The organism is Dactylosporangium sp. NPDC005555, from assembly GCF_040605635.1.
Lineage (GTDB): Bacteria > Actinomycetota > Actinomycetes > Mycobacteriales > Micromonosporaceae > Dactylosporangium.
Map to the genome: position 1 here is coordinate 11,926 of NZ_JBEXDG010000017.1, position 14,604 is coordinate 26,529.

General features: G+C 71.5%; 13 protein-coding genes. 6 read left to right on the forward strand and 7 right to left on the reverse strand.

Annotated elements, in window-relative coordinates; all coding sequences use genetic code 11:
- Positions 1-47 precede the first annotated feature (47 nt).
- Together ABZS58_RS20635 and ABZS58_RS20640 are read right to left on the reverse strand one after the other, a co-directional pair.
- Positions 48-1,529, reverse strand: coding sequence for a DHA2 family efflux MFS transporter permease subunit (locus ABZS58_RS20635; protein WP_354783695.1), 1,482 nt, complete (start codon positions 1,527-1,529; stop codon positions 48-50).
- A gap of 35 nt (positions 1,530-1,564) precedes the next feature.
- The gene (locus ABZS58_RS20640) at positions 1,565-2,932 is read right to left on the reverse strand and encodes a cytochrome P450 (RefSeq protein WP_354783697.1); all 1,368 of its coding nucleotides are present in this window, start codon (positions 2,930-2,932) and stop codon (positions 1,565-1,567) included.
- 123 nt (positions 2,933-3,055) lie between these two features.
- Here ABZS58_RS20640 and ABZS58_RS20645 point away from each other — a divergent pair, with 123 nt between their 5' ends.
- Positions 3,056-3,535, forward strand: coding sequence for a GNAT family N-acetyltransferase (locus ABZS58_RS20645; protein WP_354783699.1), 480 nt, complete (start codon positions 3,056-3,058; stop codon positions 3,533-3,535).
- Here ABZS58_RS20645 and ABZS58_RS20650 read toward each other — a convergent pair.
- A complete protein-coding gene (locus tag ABZS58_RS20650; RefSeq protein WP_354783701.1) occupies positions 3,522-4,157 on the reverse strand; it encodes a dihydrofolate reductase family protein in 636 nt (211 codons plus the stop codon). The genes ABZS58_RS20645 and ABZS58_RS20650 overlap by 14 nt on opposite strands.
- Before the next feature lie 164 nt (positions 4,158-4,321).
- On the opposite strand from ABZS58_RS20650, the gene ABZS58_RS20655 reads away from it, so the two are divergent.
- Together ABZS58_RS20655 and ABZS58_RS20660 are read left to right on the forward strand one after the other, a co-directional pair.
- Positions 4,322-5,197, forward strand: coding sequence for a metal ABC transporter substrate-binding protein (locus tag ABZS58_RS20655; protein ID WP_354783703.1), 876 nt, complete (start codon positions 4,322-4,324; stop codon positions 5,195-5,197).
- A 17-nt stretch (positions 5,198-5,214) separates the two neighbouring features.
- Positions 5,215-6,642 (forward strand): M1 family metallopeptidase, encoded by a 1,428-nt coding sequence (locus tag ABZS58_RS20660; RefSeq protein WP_354783704.1) that lies wholly within the window; start codon positions 5,215-5,217, stop codon positions 6,640-6,642.
- Positions 6,643-6,657: 15 nt separating this feature from the next.
- On the opposite strand, the gene ABZS58_RS20665 is transcribed toward ABZS58_RS20660, so the two are convergent.
- Complete coding sequence (locus ABZS58_RS20665) at positions 6,658-8,316, reverse strand: substrate-binding domain-containing protein (RefSeq protein ID WP_354783706.1); 1,659 nt, start codon at positions 8,314-8,316, stop codon at positions 6,658-6,660.
- A 174-nt stretch (positions 8,317-8,490) separates the two neighbouring features.
- Complete coding sequence (locus ABZS58_RS20670) at positions 8,491-9,528, reverse strand: phosphatidylinositol-specific phospholipase C domain-containing protein (protein WP_354783708.1); 1,038 nt, start codon at positions 9,526-9,528, stop codon at positions 8,491-8,493.
- 146 nt (positions 9,529-9,674) lie between these two features.
- On the opposite strand from ABZS58_RS20670, the gene ABZS58_RS20675 reads away from it, so the two are divergent.
- The 3 genes from ABZS58_RS20675 to ppk2 all read left to right on the forward strand — a co-directional run bounded on the left by ABZS58_RS20675 (position 9,675) and on the right by ppk2 (position 13,230).
- The gene (locus ABZS58_RS20675; protein ID WP_354783710.1) at positions 9,675-10,667 is read left to right on the forward strand and encodes a hypothetical protein; all 993 of its coding nucleotides are present in this window, start codon (positions 9,675-9,677) and stop codon (positions 10,665-10,667) included.
- On the forward strand, positions 10,664-12,268 hold the full coding sequence (locus ABZS58_RS20680; protein WP_354783712.1) for a VWA domain-containing protein: 1,605 nt from the start codon (positions 10,664-10,666) through the stop codon (positions 12,266-12,268). Before ABZS58_RS20675 ends, ABZS58_RS20680 begins: the two co-directional genes overlap by 4 nt.
- Positions 12,269-12,342: 74 nt before the next feature.
- Positions 12,343-13,230, forward strand: coding sequence for a polyphosphate kinase 2 (ppk2, locus tag ABZS58_RS20685; protein ID WP_354783714.1), 888 nt, complete (start codon positions 12,343-12,345; stop codon positions 13,228-13,230).
- A gap of 63 nt (positions 13,231-13,293) precedes the next feature.
- On the opposite strand, the gene ABZS58_RS20690 is transcribed toward ppk2, so the two are convergent.
- Both ABZS58_RS20690 and ABZS58_RS20695 read right to left on the reverse strand, forming a co-directional pair.
- A complete protein-coding gene (locus tag ABZS58_RS20690; protein ID WP_354783716.1) occupies positions 13,294-14,175 on the reverse strand; it encodes an SRPBCC domain-containing protein in 882 nt (293 codons plus the stop codon).
- Entirely contained in the window at positions 14,159-14,512 is a 354-nt protein-coding gene (locus ABZS58_RS20695; protein WP_354783718.1) for a metalloregulator ArsR/SmtB family transcription factor, read from the reverse strand. The genes ABZS58_RS20690 and ABZS58_RS20695 overlap by 17 nt, the downstream gene beginning before the upstream one ends.
- Positions 14,513-14,604: the final 92 nt, after the last annotated feature.

Below are 14,604 nucleotides of genomic sequence, written 5' to 3' on the forward strand. Positions count from 1 at the left end.
GGCGGCCTGCCGAGCGGTCTCGGTGCGGGCGGGCGCCGCGGCGGTGGTCAGGGGTGGTGGGCCGGGGCCGGAGCCGGTGGGGGAGCGTCGACGGCACAGTGCATCCAGGGCTTGTCGGGTGCGGGTGCGGTGGCCGGGGGGTGCGGCGGGTTGCGGATCGTGGCGGCGGCCAGCGCGCCCGCCACGAAGCACAGTGCGGCGCAGATCAGGACGGCGGTGTGGAAGCCGGTGGAGAGGCGGGACGGGTCCAGGTAGGCGGTGCCGGTGATGCCCGCGGCGGCGGGGAGGACGGCGACGGCGACGAGGCCTGCGGCGCGGGCGACGTCGTTGTTGACCGCGGAGGCCATGCCGGCGTGGCTGGAGCGGGCGGAGGACAGGGCGGTCGACGTGAGGGGGGCGACCGTCGTGGCGAGGCCGAGACCGAGGACGGTGACGGCCGGGAGGACCTCGAGGACATACGAGCCGGACGCCGTGATCCGCGCGAACAGGGCCATCCCGAGGCCGACGACGACGGGGCCGACGCTCATCTGCAGGCGCGGGCCGATGCGGGCGGCGAGCGCCCCGGAGCGGGCGGACAAGGCCAGCATGATGGCGGTGACCGGCAGGAGGGAGACGCCGGCCTGCAGGGCCGTGTAGCCCGAGACCTGCTGGAGCTGGATCGGCAGGAGGAACAGGGCGCCGCCGATCGCGCCGTAGACCACGAATGTGACGACGTTGGTGGCGCTGAACTGGGGCGAGGCGAACAGGTCCAGTGGCAGCATCGGGTGGGCGGTGCGGCGCTCCCACCAGACGAACCCGGCGAGCAGCAGCACGCCGCCGCACAGGGACGTGAGGACGGCGGGGCTGGTCCAGCCGAGGGAGTGGCCCTCGATGAGCCCATACGTGACGCCGACGAGGCCGAGGGTGACGAGGGTGCCGCCGGGGACGTCGACGGGGCCAGTGGCGGTGGTGTCGCGGGACTCGGGGACGTGGCGCGAGGTGAGCAGGATGACGACGACGGCGATCGGCACGTTGATGGCGAAGATGAGGCGCCAGGAGGCGGCGCCGACGAGCCAGCCGCCGAGGAACGGGCCGATGGCGGTGGCGACGCCGCCGAGGCCGGACCAGGCGCCGATGGCGCGGCTGCGGTCCTCGGGGCGGAACGACGCCTGCAGGATGGCGAGGCTGCCGGGGGTGAGCAGGGCCGCGCCGACGCCCTGCAGGGCGCGGGCGGCGATGAGGGTCGGCGCGTCGGGCGCGGCGCCGCACAGCACGGACGCGACCGCGAACCAGACGACGCCGACGAGGAAGATCCGGCGCCGCCCATACCGGTCGCCGAGCGCTCCCGCGATGAGCAGCAGCCCGGCGAGGGCAAGGGTGTAGGAGGTGACGACCCACTGCAGCGTCTCGAGGTCGGCGTCGAACGAACGCCCGATCGCCGGCAGCGCGATCCCGACCACCGTCGCGTCGATCGCCGCGATGCCGGACCCGAGGATCGTCGCGGTCAGGACCCAGCGGCCCGTCGCGCTGCCGTACGAGAGCGTTGCCATGCGAAGAACCTAGCCCGCGGGTGCGACAAAAGGCCTCAGTGCCGGTAGCCGCGGACCTTCACCTTGAAGTTCATCGAAGGCCCCGGCGTCGGTGCGGTCTTCGTGACGAGCGTGTATCCGGGCGGGTCGAGCTCCAGGTCCAGGCGGTGGAACAGCCGCGCCATCGACAGCGCCATCTGCACGTCGGCGAAGCTCTTGCCGAGGCACGTGTGCGGCCCCCGGCCGTACGGCGAGTACGCGCCCGGCCGCAGGTGCTCCGAGCGCGGTTTGGCGTACCGCTCGATGTCGAAGCGCGCCGGGTCCGGGAAGTACTCCTCCATGAAGTGCGGGACGGTCGTGCCGATGTACACCATCTCGCCCTTCTTGATCGTGTACCCGGCGAACTCGAAGTCCCGGGTGGCGGTCCGGTTGAGCGCGACCGCGATCGGATACAGCCGCATCGTCTCCATCAGCGCATACCGGATCGACGGGATCTTGCGCAGGTCGTCGTCGGTGATGGCGCCTCCCGCGAACAGCGCGTCGGCCTCCTCCTGCACGCGGGCGAGGACCTCGGGGTGCTTGAGGACGCAGTAGATGAACGCCGCGGTCGTGTTCGCCACCGTGTCCAGGCCCGCGACATACGGCCCGGTCAGCGCGAGCGTGAGATCGTTGGCCGGCAGGACGCCCTCACGGTTGAGGTGCACGTCCATGAGGTCCTCGACGAGGTTGCGTTCGGCCTCGGGTTTGCTGCCGGCGCTCGCCCGCAGGCTCGCGACCATCGCGTCGCCGAGCTCGAACACCCGCGCCCTGGCCTTGCGGTATTTCGGGTGCTTGAGCAGGATCTTCGGCCGCTGCCTGGTGACCAGGACGTTGAGCACATACAGCGTCATGGTGCGGATGTCCGGCACGTATTCCAGGGGTGCGCTGCCGGTGAGGATCGTGCCGAGCTGGTCGGTGACCATGTACTGCAGGGCGTGCACGACGGGCACGGACCGCCCGGCCGTCCAGTCGCGCTCCAGGACCCGGTCGGTGATCTCGACGAGCTCGTTGCCGCGGCCCTTGATCGCGTCGCGGGAGTAGCCGCGGCGCATGATGTCGCGCAGCTCCTTGTGGCTGTCGCCGTCCTCGCCGAGGATCGTGCGGCTGCCGCCGTACTCGTCGAGGAAACCCTGCCAGAACTCCTTGGACCGCAGGCATTCGCGGCCTTCGCGGGAGCCCATGAAGTCGGCCGCCTCGGCGCCGGCGATGACGGTGTGCGTCTTGTTGAACAGCCTGATCCGGAAGACGGGGCCGTTGTCGCGGTACGCCTGGGCGAAGAAGCCGGCCGGGTCCTTGGCCAGCTCCAGGACGTTGCCGACGACGGGCCGCCCTTTCGCCACCGGGATCGGGCGCGCGTCGGCAGGGGCTGTTTCGGTGACCGTCATTGAGCGTCGACCCTCCGTGGTCTCGGCGACACGTCGCGGAAATCGACCCGATGCTATCGAAACCGATCTCCGCCCGACATCCCGTCCTTCGGCGCCGGCGGGTCAGGGGGCATCATGGCGGGCATGGTGCTGCGGCGGTGGACGGACGACGACGCGGAGGCGTTCTACGACATCTACTCCCGGTGGGAGGTGATGCGGCACCTGGGCGCGCACCCGCGGCGGGTGGTCGCGGACCGGGAGGAGGCCCTGGCCAGGCTGGCCAGGATGAAGACCCGCGAGGACGGCCCGAGAGGCTACTGGGCGATCGACGTGGACGGCGTGCCGGTCGGCACGGTCCTCCTGCTGCCCCTCGAGGATGCCGGCGGGGACTCGGGCGAGGTGGAGGTCGGCTGGCACCTGCACCCCGCGCATCACGGCAAGGGCCTCGCCACCACGGCGGCCCGCGAGCTGCTGTCCCGGACCAGCGGCCGGGTCCTGGCCCTCACCGACCAGGACAACGCCGCGTCGCAGGGGGTCGCGAAACGCCTCGGCATGACCGACGAGGGGCTGACGGACCGCTGGTATGGCATCACGGCCCGCCAGTTCGCCGTCATGCTCGGCTGAGGATCATGTGGGTCGCCGAGTCGGAGGCGGCCATCCGGGTGCAGGTGAGGCCGTCGGTCAGCCCGTCGGTGAAGAGCCGCTCGCCCCGGCCGAGGACGATCGGGACGATCGCCAGGTGCAGCTGGTCGACGAGGCCGGCGCGCAGATACTGCTGGATCGTCGACACGCCGCCGCCGAGCCGCACGTCGAGCCCACCGGCCGCCTTCGTGGCCTGCTCGAAGGCGTCCTCGATGCCGCCGGTGACGAAGTGGAAGACGGTGCCGCCGAGCATCGTCACGCTGGGCCGCGCGTGCCGGGTCAGGACGAAGACCGGGTGGTGATAGGGCGGGTCCTCGCCCCACCAGCCGCGCCACGGCTCGTCGGGAGCCCACGGTCCCCGGACGGGACCGAACATGTTGCGGCCCATGATGGTGGCGCCGAGCCCGGTCTCGCCCGCGGCCATCATCTCGTCGTCGATGCCCTCGGAGCCGCCCTCCTCGCCGATCATGCGGCGGCCGGTGCGGGTCCGGAAGACCCAGTCGTGCAGCCGCTCACCGCCGGCGCCGATCGGGGCCTGGAGGCTCTGGTCCGGCCCGGCACCGTAACCGTCGACGGAGACGCAGAAGTTGTGCACTCGCAGCATGCCCGGATCCCTTCGAAGAACGATTGTCACCACCAGGTCGCACCAGGGAGCGCAGGATCGACATGGCCGGATAAAGCTAGCCTCCTAGGAAGCTTAGCACGATGTAACGACCGCCAACCATGCGTTTTTGACAATGATTGTCAACAGTCGCCAGGATGGGGATCATGCTGCGACGCGCCGTCCTCGCCGGCCTCACCGCCGGGTCCCTGTTGCTCACCACCGCCTGCGGCGGTGACGGACAGACACCGCAGCGGCAGGCTGACGGCCGGCTGAAGGTCGTGGCGGCGTTCTACCCGTTGCAGTACCTGTCGGAGCGGCTGGGCGCGGAGCAGTCCTCGGTCACCAACCTCACCCAGGCCGGGGCGGAGCCGCACGACCTGGAGCTCAAGCCGAGCCAGCTGGCCCGGATCACCGACGCGGCCCTGGTCGTCTACCTGTCGGGGTTCCAGCCGTCGGTCGACGAGGCGGTGCGGCTGCAGGCGAAGGACAAGGCGTTCGACGTCGCCGGGGTGCAGGCCCTGGAGCACGGCAACGACCCGCACGTCTGGCTCGACCCGGTCCGCTTCGCCGCGATCGCCGGGAAGCTCGCCGAGCGGCTCGCCACCGTCGACCCGGTGAACGCCGACGCGATCAGGCTGCGGGCCGGGCAGCTGCAGGACGAGCTCAAGCGCCTCGACGAGGAGTACGCGGCGGGCCTGCAGACGTGCGCCCGGCGGGAGTTCGTGACCAGCCACGCGGCGTTCGGGTACCTCGCCGAGCGGTACAAGCTGACGCAGGTGCCGATCTCGGGCCTGGACCCGGAGGAGGAGCCGAGCCCGCAGCGGGTGTCGGAGGTCGCCGCCCTGGCGAAGGAGAAGGGCGTGACGACGATCTTCTTCGAGGCGCTGGTCAGCCCGAAGCTGTCGGAGACGGTGGCGAAGGAGATCGGGGTGAAGACGGCCGTCCTCGACCCGATCGAGGGCGTCGAGGAGGGCAGCGACTACGTGTCGGTGATGGTGCGCAATCTCGCCGCCCTGCGCGAAGCGCTCGGCTGCACCTGAGTCCTATCCTTGGCCGGGTGCGCCGACCATCGAGAGCCCTCGCCGCCCTGACCGCGCTCACGATGCTGGCCGGCTGCACGGTGAGCCGGGGCACGACCCTGGCCCCGCCGGAGCAGCTGGCCGCCGGCAACCTCGACGGCACGTCCACCCCGGTCGCCGACCCGCTCTACCCGGCGTACGGCAACCCGGCCGTCGACGTCCTGCACTACGGCCTGGCCCTGACGTGGGCGCCGCAGACGAAGACCCTCACCGGGAAGGCGACGGTGAAGCTGCGGGTCCTGCGCGCCGAGCCGGCGCTCACGCTGGACTTCACCAGCCCGTACACCGTGAGCGCCACGACGATCGACGGCGCCGCCGCCACCGGGAGGATCGCCCGGGGCAAGCTGGTCGTCGACCGGGCGCTGCCCGCGGGCACCACCGTCACCCTCGTCGTGGACTATTCGGGGACGCCGGCGCCGGTGCCGATGCCCTCGCACCGCGGGGACGCCGAGCCGCTCGGCCTGACCGTCACCGCGGACGGTGAGCTGTGGACGATGCAGGAGCCGTTCGGCGCGTCGACCTGGTACCCGGCGAACGACCAGCCGTCGGACAAGGCGCTGTACGACATCTCGGTGACGGTCCCGGACGGCTGGGAGGCGGTCGCGAGCGGCACCCCGGGCCCGGTCACCGGCAGCACGTTCACCTACGCGGCGACGCAGCCGGTCGCCACCTACCTGACGACCCTCGCCGTCGGGCAGGACTACCGCGTGGAGCGGCTGCGGGGCCCGCACGACCTGCCGATCAGCCTGTGGACGCGGCCGGAGGACGACAGGTTCCTGCCGGTGCTGCGCAAGGCGCCGGAGCACATCCGGTGGCTGGAGGCGCGGTTCGGCCGGTACCCGTTCCCGAGCGCCGGCGCGGTCATCGTGCCGTCGCGGTCGGCGATGGAGACCCAGCAGATGGTGACGATCGGCGGTGACGTGCTCGGCAGTTCCGGCAACGTCGCGGGCCTGGACGGGATCATGCTGCACGAGTACGCGCACCAGTGGTTCGGCGACGCGGTCAGCCCGGCGGTGTGGAAGGACGTGTGGCTCAACGAGGGCTGGGCGACCTACGCGGAGGCGCTCTACACGGCGGAGCGGGACGGTTACAGCATCGACGACTGGGCGCAGCGGGCGCGCAAGAGCGACGCGGACGCGCGGCAGCGGCTCGGTCCGCCCGGCAACCCGCGCGCGGACAGTTTCGCGGAGGGCAACGTGTACGTGTGCCCGGCGCTGATGCTGCGTGAGCTGCACCGTGCCCTCGGCGACACCGCCTTCTTCGCGCTCGCCCGGGCGTGGGTGTCGCAGCACGCGGGCACGGCGCAGGACCGGGCGGCGTTCACCGCGTTCGTCAACCGGCAGACGGGCCGCGACTTCACGAAGCTCATCGACGCCTGGCTGGACTCGCCGACGACCCCGGCCTGACCGGTGGCGCCGCGCCTATTCGTGCAGCCCGCCGGCGACGACGTGGATGAACGCGGCCTGCACGTCGTCGGTGGTCAGGGCGTTGTCGACGTACGCGTCGATCGGTTTGAGCGCGGTCTTGAGCCGGTCGGCGGAGTCCTTCTTGCCGAGGACGACGATGCTGACGCTGACGGGCTTGTTCGGGTCCTGCAGGGCGGTGAGCTTGCGCACCAGGTCGTCGACGGCGGCGGTGTCGGCGCTGTCCTTGTTCTGGTCGTCGGTGAAGACGAGGACCTGGTTGAACATGTCGTCGTGGTAGTCGTCGCGGACGGACCGGTAGCCGGCGACGACGGCGTCGAAGAGGCCGGGTCCGCTGCGGTGGGCGGCGAGCTTGCCGACCTGCTTGCCGAACGCGGTGCGGCTGGTGTCGTCGAGCCGGTCGGTCGGCATGAGCTTGCGGTAGCCGGGGGTGCCGGGGCTGACCTCCCAGAGGCCGAGCCGGGACCCGACGGGCATGAGCCCGGCGAGGACGACGCAGCCGTTGCGCAGCACGTCCAGGGGCGGGACCTGGACCTTGCCGGGCGGTGGTGAGGCGCTGTTGGTGGGGGAGCCGCCGGCGGTGCCGTTGGTGGCGAGGTCGACGATGATGAGCAGGTTGCTGCGCCGGTCCTCGGGGTCCCAGGTGGCGAAGATGTGCTGCACGTGGTGCGGCTGGAGGACCTCGAAGGGTTTCGCGGTCGGCTCGGGCAGCACGTTGGCGCCGTCGAAGATCGGCCGGAGGTTGTCGGGGCCGCGCAGGCCGGCCTCGGCGATGGCGCGGCTGCCTTCGGCGCTGGTGAACGCGGCGTAGAGGCGGCGCAGCGCGGCGGCCTTCTTCGGGTCGGCGGCGGCGGCCGCGGAGGGCAGCCACGTGTAGCGCAGCATCGCGGTGTGGTCGCTGCCGACGATGTACCGCCGGTCGGACTTCGCCAGGCGCAGGGTGGCGAGCAGCGCGTACTCGGGGATGAGCCCGACCTCGCCGGCCGCCTCGGGGATGGCGGCGAGGTCGTGGTTGACGGTGCGGGTGACGCCCAGGACGTTGGTGAGCACGAGCGAGGAGGCGTCCATGCCCTTGTCCAGCCACACGGCCTCACCGACGGCGCCGGCGGCGACCATGCCGTCGCCGGACATGGCGGGGTTGCGCACGACCATCCGGACCCCGGAGTTCTTGGTGTTGAGCAGCCCGGCGAGGGAGAGCCAGCTGCCGCCGCCGGCGGTGATCCGGTCGCCGGTCGCGGGGTCGGTGACCATGTAGATGGGGCTGGTCGCGAGGGTGGCGTAGGCGTTGAGGGTGTCCTTCTTCGCCAGCAGCCGCGGTGGTGCGATGACGTCCCAGGCGGCGTCGTCGGGGATCCACAGGTCGGCGCGGCTCTGGCTGAGCTGTCCCGCGGCGGGCCGGCCGTCGGAGGTGGTGGTGTCGACGAGGACGCAGTTGCTCCCGCCGCGCAGGGTGCGGCCGGCGGCGGAGACGACGGTGGCGAACGAGGAGGCGGTGACGACGCGCAGGGTCGTCTCGCAGCCGCCCTCGGCGCCCTTGGCCGCGTTGTTGGCCACGACGTACCAGCCGGCGCCGCCGACGAGCCCGACGGCGAGGAGCAGGACGAGTCCGCGCAGCACGGCGCCGATGAGGCGGGTGCCGTCCTTGTGCTTGCCCATCGTTTTGGCAACCATCCGCGAGGTCAGGGGGGTTCACGCGGGATGTGAACGCGGAAAGTATGCCATTGAGCAAGGATGATTCGGTTCCCGCTCGACCGTCCGGCCGTGACCCTGAGCCGTTCAGCCAGGTGGAGGGGCTGAACGGCTCGGCCGGACGGTCGGGGCGGGGTGTCCTCAGCCGCGGGGCACGACGGTGCCGAGGACGCCGGTGCCGGGGTTCCAGTCGGCGGACACGACGGTGGCGCTGCGGCCGGCGAGCAGGTTGATCCGGGCGAGGGCCTGCGCGTTGGTGGGGGAGGTGGGGTCGATCGGCGGCGGGACCGCCGACGCGTCGGTCATGACGAGCAGGTAGTGATTGGTGTTGTACCAGGTGGTGTCGATGGACCCGTTGAGGTAGGTGCCGGCGCTGCCGTCGAAGACGACGAACCAGGGCCGGATGGTGGTCTCGCTGTAGCGGGTGCGCGGGTCGCCGGCGGCGGCGTCGAGCACCGACGGGAACGACTGGGCCCGGGCGAGGTTCCCGGCGGCGTCGAGGTCGCGCAGGTGGCGGCCGTATTCGACGTCGGTGTCGAGGTTGTCGAACGGGTTGCCGCGTTCGAACGTGCCGGGGATGATCTCGAGCAGGACCTTGCCGGCCAGGCCGGCGCGGGTCGGCCAGTTGTCGGCCCTGGCGGCGGCGTCGAGGGTGGCGTAGGAGCCCTTGAGGTCGGCGGGTTTGAAGACCTTGCCGCCGAGCCTGCTCGCGACGAGGGTGTCGAAGTCGGCGGGGCCGAGCCCGTAGCGGCTGTCGAAGCCGGCCTTGAGCTCGATCTTCAGGTGCAGCGGGGCGTGGCCGGGGTGGGCGTCGCTCCAGATGCGGATGTCGTCGAGGCAGACGCCGAACTGCTGGTCGCGGGCGCCGGTGCGCAGCTGGGCGGCGGTGGTCGCGGCGGTGCAGTTGTTGCTGGTGCCGAACAGCTCGTGGTTGACCCGCCAGCGCCGGGTGGCGGAGTCGGCCCAGATGTCGAACTCGATGAGGTTGACGCCGGTGTCGAGGGCGTCGGCGAGGTAGGCGAACTTCGCCTTGTCGTAGGTGTTGTGCACGCCGACGGCGGTGGTGCGGGACAGCTTCAGGGCGTCGGTGGGCCCGGCGGCCTGAGCGGGGGACTGGCCGAGCAGGGCGGCGGCGACGCACGTTGCGAGCGTGACGGCGGTCAATGGCTTCCAGCGCATGCGGAGCACGATAACCATCGATGGAGTCCGGCCGGGACCGGTGGCGTGAACATCGGTCGAACGATCGTCCACAGTGGACCAAGTGAACGGCACCTGAACAGGGAATAGACGGTCGGGAGTTGCACGTACCGGCGACAATCGCAGGCGTGAGAAGGACCGGATGGCTGATCGTCCTCGTGGTGTTGCTCGTCGTCGCCGGCGCCTCCGTCGGGCACCTCCTCGGCCGCCGCGCCGGCACCCGCGAGCTGACCGGCGTGATCGGCTCGCAGATGGCGCCGTTCTTCGCCGACCCCGACGTCAGGGCCGCCCTCGCCGGACACGGGTACCGGCTGCGCCTCGACCCCGCCGGGTCCCGCCGCATGGCCGACCTGCCGCTGGGCGGCTACGACTTCGCGTTCCCCGGCAGCGCGCCCGCCGCCGCCGAGATCGCCCGGCGGCGCCCCTCCGCGGGAGCCCCGGTGGCCGTGTTCCGCTCGCCCCTCGCCGTGGCGAGCACCAGCCCCATCGTCGACCTGCTGCAGAGCGCCGGCCTCGCCCGCCGCGCCGCCGGCTCGTCCTGGACCCTGGACCTGAAGGCGTTCGTCGCGGCGAACCAGCGCGGGCAACGCTGGGACCAGATCCCCGGCAACGTCACCTTCAACGTCAAGCAGGCGGTCCTCGTCGCCACGACCCGCCCCGCCGACTCCAACTCCGCCGCGCTGTTCGCCTACGTCCTCAACCAGGTCACCGGCGGCGACCTCGGCGCCGTCACGAAGGTCTTCGCCGACCAGGGCGCCGTCGACACCACCACCGAGGAACCCTTCGAGAGCTGGCTGCGCCGCGGCAAGGACTTCGCGCCCCTCGTCCTGGTCTACGAGGCCCAGTTCCTGGATCGCGGCGCGGGCGGCGACCACGTGCTGCTGTACCCGCAGCCGACGATCGTCAGCGAACACACCGTCGTGCCGTTCACCACCGCCGGCGCCGACCTCGCGAAGCTCCTCGCCGCGGACCCGCGGCTGCAACGCCTCGCCGCCGCGCACGGGTTCCGCACCGCCGGCGCGCCCGGCGCGGTCACCCTCGGCGCCGCCGACACGATCCCGTCCCCGGACGAACCCACCCTGCACGCGCTGCTCGCCGCGCTGGAAGAGAGACTCACATGAGGAAGCTCCCCGCAGTCCTCGCACTTGTCGTCGCACTGTCCGCCTGTACCGACGCACCACAGGCGGCCAAGGGGGAGCCGCCGTTCCTCAAGGGCGACGGCACCCTGCGGGTCCTGGCCGGCAGTGAGCTCGCCGACCTGCAGCCGATCCTCGACGAGGCGGCCGCCGCGACCGGCGTCAAGGTCGTGCTCACCGCCACCGGCACCCTCGACGGCATCGAGTCCGTCGTCACGGGCGGCGCCGCGAAGCAGTACGACGCGACCTGGTTCGCCAGCAACCGCTACCTGCAGCTGCACCCCGACGCCGCCGCCCGGACGGGCACCGCGACGAAGGTCGCCACGTCACCCGTCGTCCTCGGCCTGCGCCGGTCCGTCGCACAGCAGCTCGGCTGGCTCGAGACCCGGCCCACGTGGAGCGAGATCGCGGTCGCCGCCGGCGAACGCCGCTTCACCTACGGCATGACCAACCCCGCCGCGTCCAACTCCGGCTTCGCCGCCCTCGTCGGGGTCGCAGCGGCGCTCGCCGGGACCGGCGCCGCCCTCACCGCCGACCAGATCGGGCCGATCACACCGCGGCTGCGGGCGTTCTTCGCCGGGCAGAGCCTCACCGCCGGCTCCTCCGGCTGGCTCATGGACGCCTACCTGCGCGCCGCCGCCGAGGGCCGCCCCGTTGACGGCCTCGTCAACTACGAGTCGGTGATCCTGTCGCTGAACGCGTCCGGGAAGCTCGCCGAACCCCTGACCGTGATCTACCCCGCCGACGGTGTCGTCACCGCCGACTACCCGCTGACCCTGCTGACCTCCGCGTCGGAGCAGGCCCGGACCAACTACGCGGCGATCGCCGACTACCTGCGCCGGCCGTCGGTCCAGCGGCAGATCATGGCGAAGACGTGGCGGCGCCCCGCGGTGCCGGACCCGGCGCTGACCCTCGCACCGGAGTTCGGGCCGAGGTCCGGGAACCTGCCGGAGCTGCCGTTCCCCGGCAAGCTCGACGCCGCCGACGCCCTCATCGGCGCGTTCGGCGACTCGCTGCGCCGTCCCGCCCGCACCATCTACGTCCTGGACCTGTCCGGGTCGATGAAGGGCGACCGGCTCGCCGGCCTCAAGACCGCCCTGACCGGGCTCACCGGAGCCGATGCCAGCCTGTCCGGGCAGTTCAGCCGGTTCAACGGCCGCGAACAGGTGGTGCTGCTGCCGTTCAGCACGAAACCCGGCGCCGCGACCACGTTCGAACTGCCCGAGGCCGGCTTCGACCCGGTCCTCACGCAGATCCGCGGGCACGTGGAGAAACTCAAGGCCGAGGGTGACACCGCCATCTACGACGCGCTGCTCGCCGCCTACGCCCTCGCGGGGTCCTCCGCGGACCGCTTCACCTCGATCGTGCTGCTCACCGACGGGGAACGCACCGTCGGCGCCGACCTCGCCGCGTTCCGGGCGAAGGTCCCGCAGCTGCCGAAGGTGCCCGTCTTCACCGTCCTGTTCGGTGAGAGCAACACCGGCGAGATGACCGAGGTCGCGACCCTCACCGGCGGCCGCACCTTCGACGCCCGCGCCGCCGGCGCGCTCCCGGCCGCGTTCAAGGAGATCCGCGGCTACCAGTGATCTCCGGACATCGGTAACGCGGTGTTCAAACGCCGGTGGTGGTGAAATGGCGGGCGAGAGGGTACATCAGTGGGATGGCTGGCCTCTCGCTCGACGACTACGTGGTCGAGGACGACGACGACGACGATCCCGTGCTGCTGCGCAAGGACGGGCAGCCGATCGACACCTGGCGGGAGGACTACCCCTACGACGAGCGGATGACCCGCGACGAGTACGACCACACCAAGCGTCTGCTGCAGATCGAGCTGCTGAAGCTGCAGTACACGCTGAAATCCCGCGGCGAGCGTCTCGTGATCCTCTTCGAGGGCCGCGACGCCGCGGGCAAGGGCGGCACCATCAAACGCTTCATGGAGCACCTCAACCCGCGCGGTGCCAGGGTCGTCGCGCTGGAGAAGCCCAGCGAACGCGAGTCGACGCAGTGGTATTTCCAGCGGTACGTGTCGCACCTGCCGGCCGCGGGGGAGTTCGTGCTGTTCGACCGGTCCTGGTACAACCGGGCCGGCGTCGAACGGGTCATGGGCTTCTGCAACCGCGCCGAATACCTGGAGTTCATGCGGGAGGCGCCGGAGCTGGAGCGGATGCTCGTGCGGTCCGGGATCAACCTCGTCAAGTTCTGGTTCTCCGTGTCCCGCAACGAGCAGCGGACCCGGTTCCTGATCCGGCAGGTCGACCCGGTCCGGCAGTGGAAGCTCTCCCCGATGGACCTCGCGTCGCTGGACAAGTGGGACGACTACACGGAGGCGAAGGAGGCGATGTTCTTCTACACCGACACCGCCGACGCCCCCTGGACCGTGGTCAAGTCCAACGACAAGAAACGCGCCAGGATCGAGGCGATGCGGCACGTGCTGAGCCGCTTCGACTACGACGGCAAGGACGCCGACCTGGTCCGCAACCCCGACCCGCTGATCATCGGTCCGGCCGCCCTCGCCGACGAACCCACCGACGACGCCCCGCGGCTGTGACGGGTTTGCCGGAGGAGGATCCGCGCCGCGGATCCTCCTCCGGGGCCGTCACCCCCGCCTGCCTCAGCCGCGGGTGACCTGCTGCAGGAGCCACGTGTTGCCGTCAGGGTCGGCGAACGCGCAGTACAGGATGCCGCCCAGGTCATCGACGCCGCCGAGCGCGACCCCGCGGGCCAGGAGCAGCTCCCGGGACCTGTGGATGTCGGCGACGACCAGGTGCAGGCCGCGCAGCGTCCCGACCGGCAGGTCCAGGCCCGGCAGGTCCTTGTAGAGCACGATCGAGCACGCCGACCCGGGCGGCGTCAGCTGGGTGACGCGGGAGCCGTTGCCGGGCTGGATGTCGTGGTCGAGCCCGAAGCCCAGCAGGTCGACGTAGAACGCGACCGCCCGGTCGACGTCGGCGACGGGCACCGGGACCAGCTCCAGGCGCATCTCGGGGACCGGCGGGAGGTCGACGCCCTCCGCGTAGGCCTCCAGGCTCGCGAAACCGGCCTCGAGACCTTCCCGCATCCCGGACCGCAGGGCGGCGTCGCGGGCCTCCTGCGACGGGTACCGGACCAGGGTCGTGACCGAGGTGTGGCTGCCGAACGCGGCGAACGACACCGTGTTCACCGTCTCCGGCCATCCCGGCCCCCACGACTCGGTCGCGACGATCCGCAACGGCCGCTCGACCTCCTGGAACACGCCGGTCAGCGTCATCTCCGCGTCGCCCTCGCCGCGCAGCACGTACCGGTACGCGCCGCCGGGCCGCAGGTCGATCTCGCAGACCGGCATCGTCCAGCCGGGCGGCCCGGTCATCCAGTGCGGGAGGTGCTCGGGCTTCGTGTAGCAGTCGAAGACGAGCGCGCGGGGTGCAGCCACGGTCCGCCGGATCTGGATCTCGGTGTCGCTGGGCAGCTCGAACGCGGTGACGCCGGGCTGGTCCGTCTCATTCGTCGTGATCATCGGTGCCGTCCTTCTTCGTCTGCAGGGTCTTCAGGTAGTCGTCCAGTCGTGCGTAGCTCTCGTCCCAGAACCGCCGGTATTCCTCGGCGAACTCCGTCACCTCGCGCATGGGCGCGGCCTCCAGCCGGCAGGGGCGCCACTGTGCCTCGCGGCCGCGGCTGATCAGGCCGGCCTGCTCCAGGACCCGCAGGTGCTTGGAGATCGCCGGGCCGCTCATCGCGAACGGCGCGGACAGCTCCTTCACGGTCGCCTCGCCCCGGGTCAGCCGGGCGAGGATCGCCCGCCGCGTCGGGTCGGCGAGCGCCGCGAAGGTCGCGCTGAGCTGATCCGTGACCATCAGTTACCTCACCACTTGGTTATCTAACCTACTGGTTATTCAAGCGGCGGGCGTACTGCGATGTCAACCTGAACATTGTTCAACAAGATCGC

Excerpts from the sequence above, each read along its gene's own strand:
- ABZS58_RS20650 (WP_354783701.1), bottom strand. The coding sequence starts at position 4,157 with ATGCTGCGAGTGCACAACTTCTGCGTCTCCGTCGACGGTTACGGTGCC.
- ABZS58_RS20655 (WP_354783703.1), top strand. The coding sequence starts at position 4,322 with ATGCTGCGACGCGCCGTCCTCGCCGGCCTCACCGCCGGGTCCCTGTTG.
- ppk2 (WP_354783714.1), top strand. The coding sequence starts at position 12,343 with ATGGCTGGCCTCTCGCTCGACGACTACGTGGTCGAGGACGACGACGAC.
- ABZS58_RS20670 (WP_354783708.1), bottom strand. The coding sequence starts at position 9,528 with ATGCGCTGGAAGCCATTGACCGCCGTCACGCTCGCAACGTGCGTCGCC.
- ABZS58_RS20680 (WP_354783712.1), top strand. The coding sequence starts at position 10,664 with ATGAGGAAGCTCCCCGCAGTCCTCGCACTTGTCGTCGCACTGTCCGCC.
- ABZS58_RS20695 (WP_354783718.1), bottom strand. The coding sequence starts at position 14,512 with ATGGTCACGGATCAGCTCAGCGCGACCTTCGCGGCGCTCGCCGACCCG.
- ABZS58_RS20665 (WP_354783706.1), bottom strand. The coding sequence starts at position 8,316 with ATGGGCAAGCACAAGGACGGCACCCGCCTCATCGGCGCCGTGCTGCGC.
- ABZS58_RS20690 (WP_354783716.1), bottom strand. The coding sequence starts at position 14,175 with ATGATCACGACGAATGAGACGGACCAGCCCGGCGTCACCGCGTTCGAG.
- ABZS58_RS20645 (WP_354783699.1), top strand. The coding sequence starts at position 3,056 with ATGGTGCTGCGGCGGTGGACGGACGACGACGCGGAGGCGTTCTACGAC.
- ABZS58_RS20640 (WP_354783697.1), bottom strand. The coding sequence starts at position 2,932 with ATGACGGTCACCGAAACAGCCCCTGCCGACGCGCGCCCGATCCCGGTG.
- ABZS58_RS20635 (WP_354783695.1), bottom strand. The coding sequence starts at position 1,529 with ATGGCAACGCTCTCGTACGGCAGCGCGACGGGCCGCTGGGTCCTGACC.